Source organism: Terriglobales bacterium (assembly GCA_035624455.1).
In the GTDB taxonomy this organism is placed as follows: domain Bacteria; phylum Acidobacteriota; class Terriglobia; order Terriglobales; family Acidobacteriaceae; genus DASPRM01.
This window is the reverse complement of sequence record DASPRM010000105.1, coordinates 1-5,044: the sequence shown is the minus strand read 5'-3', so window position 1 is coordinate 5,044 and position 5,044 is coordinate 1. Positions and strand designations below refer to the sequence as shown.

General features: G+C 58.8%; 7 protein-coding genes and 1 tRNA gene. 3 read left to right on the top strand and 5 right to left on the bottom strand.

From position 1 onward, the window contains the following. A partial coding sequence (locus tag VEG30_11900; GenBank protein ID HXZ80627.1) for a hypothetical protein occupies positions 1-1,110 on the bottom strand: 1,110 nt, incomplete at its 3' end. A 115-nt stretch (positions 1,111-1,225) separates the two neighbouring features. Between VEG30_11900 and VEG30_11895 the strand changes: the two genes are divergently transcribed. After that, positions 1,226-1,474 (top strand): hypothetical protein, encoded by a 249-nt coding sequence (locus VEG30_11895; GenBank protein ID HXZ80626.1) that lies wholly within the window; start codon positions 1,226-1,228, stop codon positions 1,472-1,474. After that, on the top strand, positions 1,471-2,508 hold the full coding sequence (locus VEG30_11890) for a glycosyltransferase family 4 protein (protein ID HXZ80625.1): 1,038 nt from the start codon (positions 1,471-1,473) through the stop codon (positions 2,506-2,508). Before VEG30_11895 ends, VEG30_11890 begins: the two co-directional genes overlap by 4 nt. Positions 2,509-2,747: 239 nt before the next feature. Here the strand turns inward: VEG30_11890 and VEG30_11885 are convergent, their stop codons facing one another. After that, positions 2,748-3,371, bottom strand: a complete 624-nt coding sequence (locus tag VEG30_11885) for a DUF4142 domain-containing protein (protein ID HXZ80624.1) — start codon at positions 3,369-3,371, stop codon at positions 2,748-2,750. Between the two features lie 192 nt (positions 3,372-3,563). Here VEG30_11885 and VEG30_11880 point away from each other — a divergent pair, with 192 nt between their 5' ends. Then, entirely contained in the window at positions 3,564-3,833 is a 270-nt protein-coding gene (locus VEG30_11880) for a hypothetical protein (protein HXZ80623.1), read from the top strand. Positions 3,834-3,851: 18 nt separating this feature from the next. Here VEG30_11880 and VEG30_11875 read toward each other — a convergent pair whose 3' ends face one another. The 3 genes from VEG30_11875 to VEG30_11865 all read right to left on the bottom strand — a co-directional run. Continuing rightward, positions 3,852-4,310, bottom strand: a complete 459-nt coding sequence (locus tag VEG30_11875) for an OsmC family protein (GenBank protein ID HXZ80622.1) — start codon at positions 4,308-4,310, stop codon at positions 3,852-3,854. Positions 4,311-4,598: 288 nt separating this feature from the next. Further along, positions 4,599-4,686, bottom strand: a tRNA-Leu gene (locus VEG30_11870). Between the two features lie 74 nt (positions 4,687-4,760). Continuing rightward, positions 4,761-5,044: threonine ammonia-lyase (locus VEG30_11865; protein ID HXZ80621.1), on the bottom strand; the 284-nt coding region annotated here is incomplete at its 5' end.

The window sequence follows — 5,044 nt, the reverse complement described above, 5'->3', positions numbered from 1 at the left end:
GTAGTTCGGACTCGCGTAGTCGGTGTAGATGGCGCGGAGTTCGGCGGCGGAGCTGGGGTAGAAGTGGCCGGCAAGGTTCACGATCCCGCCCAGGCATTGCGCCGAGACGCTGGTGCCGCCAAATACCAGCCATCCACTCAGGCCGTTGCAGGGCGTGCTGTCGTAGACGGAGACCCCGGATTGCGGGTCGGCGTCGAAGGAGAGGTCAGGAGTGCCGCGGCGGTTGGCGACGATGGTGGAGATGACGCTCTGATAGCCGGGGCGCGACTCGTAGCGGCTCTTGCCTCCGCCGCTGCCGCTCCAGCCAATTTCGCCGATGAAGTTACCGGAAGCATCGCGCTGGATGGTTGTCCCGCCTGCGCTGACCACGTACGGCGAAGCCGAGGGATATATGGTTGTCCCGCCGGTGTCGCCACTGGCGGCGAGGAAGACCACCCTGGTTGGCGCCAGCCCCGCGGGGTAAGGGGCAAAGAAGAGGTCGAAGAGAGTCTCGAAGGAAAACTCGCTGGCTCCCCAGCTCATGGTCACCTCGCCCGACCCGGCGCTGGAAACTATGCTGGCTGCGGTGCTGACGGCGCTGAACAGATCAAACAGATTGGCCGACGCGGCTTCAACCAGAACAATCCGGGCATTGGGCGCCATGGCGTGGGCCCACTCGATATCCAGCGCCATTTCCTGAGACCAGCCGCAATTTACCGGGGGCGCTGTGCCGGTGTCGTACACCTTCTGAAAGCAGGGTCCGCCGCTGCAGGTGTCGGTGGAGAGAGGCAGGCTAAACTGCGCGGAGAAGGTATCGAAATCGGTCTGCGCAGTGGGGTAGTCGTAGGCGTCAACGATGGCGATGATGCCCGAGCCTCCGGTGGACGGAAGGTTGTAGACGGCTCTGATGGAGGCCGGTGTTTCACCGGTGGGCGACCCGGTGTCGGCTTCAGGCCGGAAATGGATCAGGTGATTGGTGTGGGCGCGATTGCCCAGATCCCCGTGACGCTCAAAGCTGGAGTCGGGGATGAGGACGAAGCCATGTCGTGGCGATTCACGTTGTGCGAAAACGAGGGTGACGCTGAGGAACAGGATGGTGACGACGAGAGAGAAACGCAGCAGACTGCTCATGGGGTAGCCTCCTCAGTGAAGATTCGAGAAAGTTCCTTGGCCAGTGTGCGAGTTAGGTTGTGAGAGCGGGGAAACTCCCAGAGATGGGGCCGTGAGCCTATTCAGGAAAAGTCAAATGAGACAAAAGCGACGCGACGTGCAGGAGATTTTGACCCGTTTCGGCGCGATGTCAAGCACAAAACCGGACACTTTGGGAGAACAGGGCGACTGGCCGACAGGCCAGGTCATGTTCGTGTCCGTACTACCAACAATCGCGCGCACAAGGCATCGCGCCAACCTTCGCCAACCTTCGGTGATGCGCGCTCATCTCAGCGCCAGGATTGCGGAGTTGCTTCACGCCTTCCGGCGAGGATCACGGAATTGAAAATTGCCCTCATTGCGGCCCCACACATCGCTGTTCCACCGGCGGATTACGGAGGCACGGAGCTCTTTGTTGCTCATCTCGCGGAAGGTCTCAGCAAGGAAGGCGTGGAAGTCATCGTGTACGCGAATGGGGAATCGACGGTAGGTGTGGAGCGGCGATCGCTGTATCCCAATGGGCAGTGGCCCATCAAGGCGCCGGAGCAGGCCTGGGTGAGAGAGCTGAATCATACGGCGTGGGCTGTGCATGAGGCGGCGCGGGAGTGCGACCTTATTCATGTGCAGTCGGCACAGGCGATCGTGTTTTCAAGATTTTCGAACCGACCGATGGTGCTCACGCTGCATGGTCCGCACGAACCCCGGCTGAGCGAGCTATATGCCTTTCATCCGCGGGTCCATTACGTCTGCATCAGCGATGCGCAGTGCCGGCAGGAGACGGTGCAGGACCGGCGCACCATCTGCCATGGAATTGACGTGACTGATTATCAGTGCGTGGAGCACAAGCAGCGCTACCTGAGCTTTATTGGACGGATTGCACCGCTGAAGGGAACGCATATCGCGATCGAGGTGGCGAAGCGCACGGGAATTCCGCTGAAAATTGCCGGGGACGTGCAGCCGATGTACCGCGAATATTTTGAAAAGAAGATCAAGCCGGAGATCGATGGCAAGCTGGTGGAATATGTCGGGCTGGCCGATCTGAAGGCGAAGAACGAACTGCTGGGGAACTCGATGGCCATGCTGTTTCCGATCCAGTGGAGCGAGCCTTTCGGACTGGTGATGGTGGAAGCGATGGCGTGCGGCACGCCGGTGCTGGCGATGCCCGGCGGCTCGGTTCCCGAAGTGGTGCGCGACGGAGTTTCGGGGTACGTCTGCCGCTCGGTGCGGGAGATGGCAAAGCGGGTGCTCGAACTGAATCTGGATCCGGCGACGGTGCGCCGCTACGTGGAAGAGAATTTTTCGCTGGAGAAGATGGTCAGGAAATATATAGCGGTGTACGAAGAGGCGCTGAGCGAGACGAAAGTGAAGACGATCGCGTAGCGGGTGCCAAAGGATCTGTTGCACGATACCGCGCGTAATAGCCGGCGGCGTTTAGGTCAGCAATGTCTGGCGCGCTTTCCATCCTGACGGTGCCCTAATCGCGAGGCCAACGAGCGCGCTCACGCAATCGCCATCCGGGGCGGTTTCAACGGACTCGCGATGGGAGTCTGATCGAGGAACCGAGAAACCAGGCGGGAGTGACCTCGGAGCCCGAAGCCACTCTCGCTAGAAGATTGACATTAACGAGCTTGTGCTTGCTGTTCTGTCTTAGGCTGAATCCTCTGCGCTTCGTTCAGGTGCTCCTGCAGAGTCGGCAAGGTCTTGGCGGCGAAGTTCTTCACGTCAGGATCCTGGCCTTTGGCGCTTTCCTTCTGAAAATCATCCACATCCTTTTTGTGGTCTTTGACCATGTCGTCCATGTAGGCTTTGTCGAACTTCTCGCCATCCAGCCTGGACAGACGAGCCTTCGTCATTCTGTCGGTAACACCAGGCTTGTCAGGGAGGTCAACGCCTTTCTGGGCCGCGATCTGTTTTAACTCATCATTCGCCTTGGTGTGGTCTTTCACCATGCGTTCGGCGAACTTCTTGACCTCAGGGCTGGAGGCTTTTTGCGAAGCCAGTTGGCCGAGTTCTACCTCGGCGAGTCCGCCTTCGGCAGCATCCTTCAGAAACGACTTGTCAGATGAACTGAGGTTCGACTTATTCTGATCTGACGTGCTCGGATTGCTTGCCGTAGCCGATGACTTGCTCTTATGCGCTGCCGAGGGCTTGTTGTCGGTTTGCTGCGCCCCGGCCAACGAGCTCAGACCTGCCACCAACAAAGTTGCCAGTCCCAGCGAGCAGCTTCTTTTGAAATTTTGCATGACCCTCCTCCCAAGTAGTCTTGTTTCAACCTAGCCGCGGGCTGGAATGACAGCAATCCGGGGTTATCTGCATCATCCAAAGCAGGTTCCTGTAGTGGGGATCGGGTTCGTAAATATTTGGGTTCTCGCGAGTCAATCGCTTAATTGGCGCTTCTTGATGGGGTTGGGCATCCAAAGGTTTGGAGAGGTGCCATGGCCAGAAGAAGAAACCGCAAGCGCGACCAACTGGGGCCAGATGCAGCCGGGCAGTCCGGCGACATTCAACAGATCTCGGACACGCCAGAGGCGGATTCTGAGAGCGTAGAGGAGCTGGTGGAGGAGGGGAACGCCTTCGAGGCCGCTGCCGTCGAGGGTGTAGAAGACGCCGATGGGCTTGAGGTTTCCGAAGTGACGACGCATGAAGTTCCAGAAGACGATGTGCCCGCCGAGTATTTGAACGACGAGGACGAACGCGCCAGCTAGGAATTGCCGCGCTGATACTTATTGACTCTGGACTCCCGCCGTTGCCAGATCTGTTACCTGCGCGGGGATGATTTCGAATGAAGTGGTGAACTCCGCCGTCTTCTGGATCATGGCGCCCACTGAGCAGTATTTCGATTCTGACAGATGTATGGCGCTGGCAACTGCATCCTGATCGACATCAATGCCAGTCACGATGTGGCGGATGCGCACTTTGGTGAAGACCTGGGGAGGATCGGCAGGCTGGTCGGCTTCGACCTGCACTTCGTAAGCCGTGATGTTCTGGCGTTTCTTGCGAAGAATGTTGATGACGTCAAAAGCCGTGCATCCGGCGAGCGCAGCTGCGACTAATTCGATCGGCTTGGGACCGGTGGCGCCCACCGCATCGTCAATAATCAAGTGATGCCCGCTGCCGGTAGTCACGACAAACTGGCGTCCTGTTCCTGCGACCTGGGTTAAGGATACTGAAGCCTGGATCATGGCAAGCCTCCATCGGGCACACGAATAAATGCAACCTCCAGGACATCTATTAGCGCTATTTGTGCTGCGACTTCAGTGATATGTAAACAAGGACTACGGGCAGGCTTTGGTTTGGATTCGCAGCTTGATTTCGCGCTTCAGTTCAGCCGCCGGGAGTCAGCCGCCGGGAGTCAGCCGCCGCGAGATTCGGGGTCCCCGAAGAGCCTGCTTTTGGCTCGTTGGGGTGAGGACGCGAAATCCCGAGCATGTCGAGGGACCCCTGCAGGAAAAAACCAGGCGCTAGATGAGTGGTGCCGGGAGGGGGAGTCGAACCCCCAAGGTACCAAGTACCGGCGGATTTTGAGTCCGCTGCGTCTGCCAGTTCCGCCATCCCGGCTGAGATGGGAAGAAGACTCGGAGAAGGTAGCTTAGTTGACCACACAGACCTTTGCAACTTCGTCCCGGACGCGTTCAGAGAATTCGTTCGTGGGCGTACCCGGCGGACACCAGCGCCAAAAGCAGCTCGGCGATCTGATCGGGCCCGCGGGTTTCCATGGTGATGTCAATGGCCGTGTCGCCCAGATTCACTCCGTAATACGCGCGGTCGTAGGAAGTTTCCACAATGTTTGCCCGGTGCAACGCCAGAATTCCCGTGAGCTTGTGCAGGGCGCCGGGATAATCGGGCAGATGAACCCGCAGGCGAACCAGGCGGCCGTCCTTGACCAGACCGCGTTCAATGATTCGCGCGAGCAGGG

Excerpts from the sequence above, each read along its gene's own strand:
- VEG30_11875 (HXZ80622.1), bottom strand. The coding sequence starts at position 4,310 with ATGATCCAGGCTTCAGTATCCTTAACCCAGGTCGCAGGAACAGGACGC.
- VEG30_11885 (HXZ80624.1), bottom strand. The coding sequence starts at position 3,371 with ATGCAAAATTTCAAAAGAAGCTGCTCGCTGGGACTGGCAACTTTGTTG.
- VEG30_11880 (HXZ80623.1), top strand. The coding sequence starts at position 3,564 with ATGGCCAGAAGAAGAAACCGCAAGCGCGACCAACTGGGGCCAGATGCA.
- VEG30_11895 (HXZ80626.1), top strand. The coding sequence starts at position 1,226 with ATGAGACAAAAGCGACGCGACGTGCAGGAGATTTTGACCCGTTTCGGC.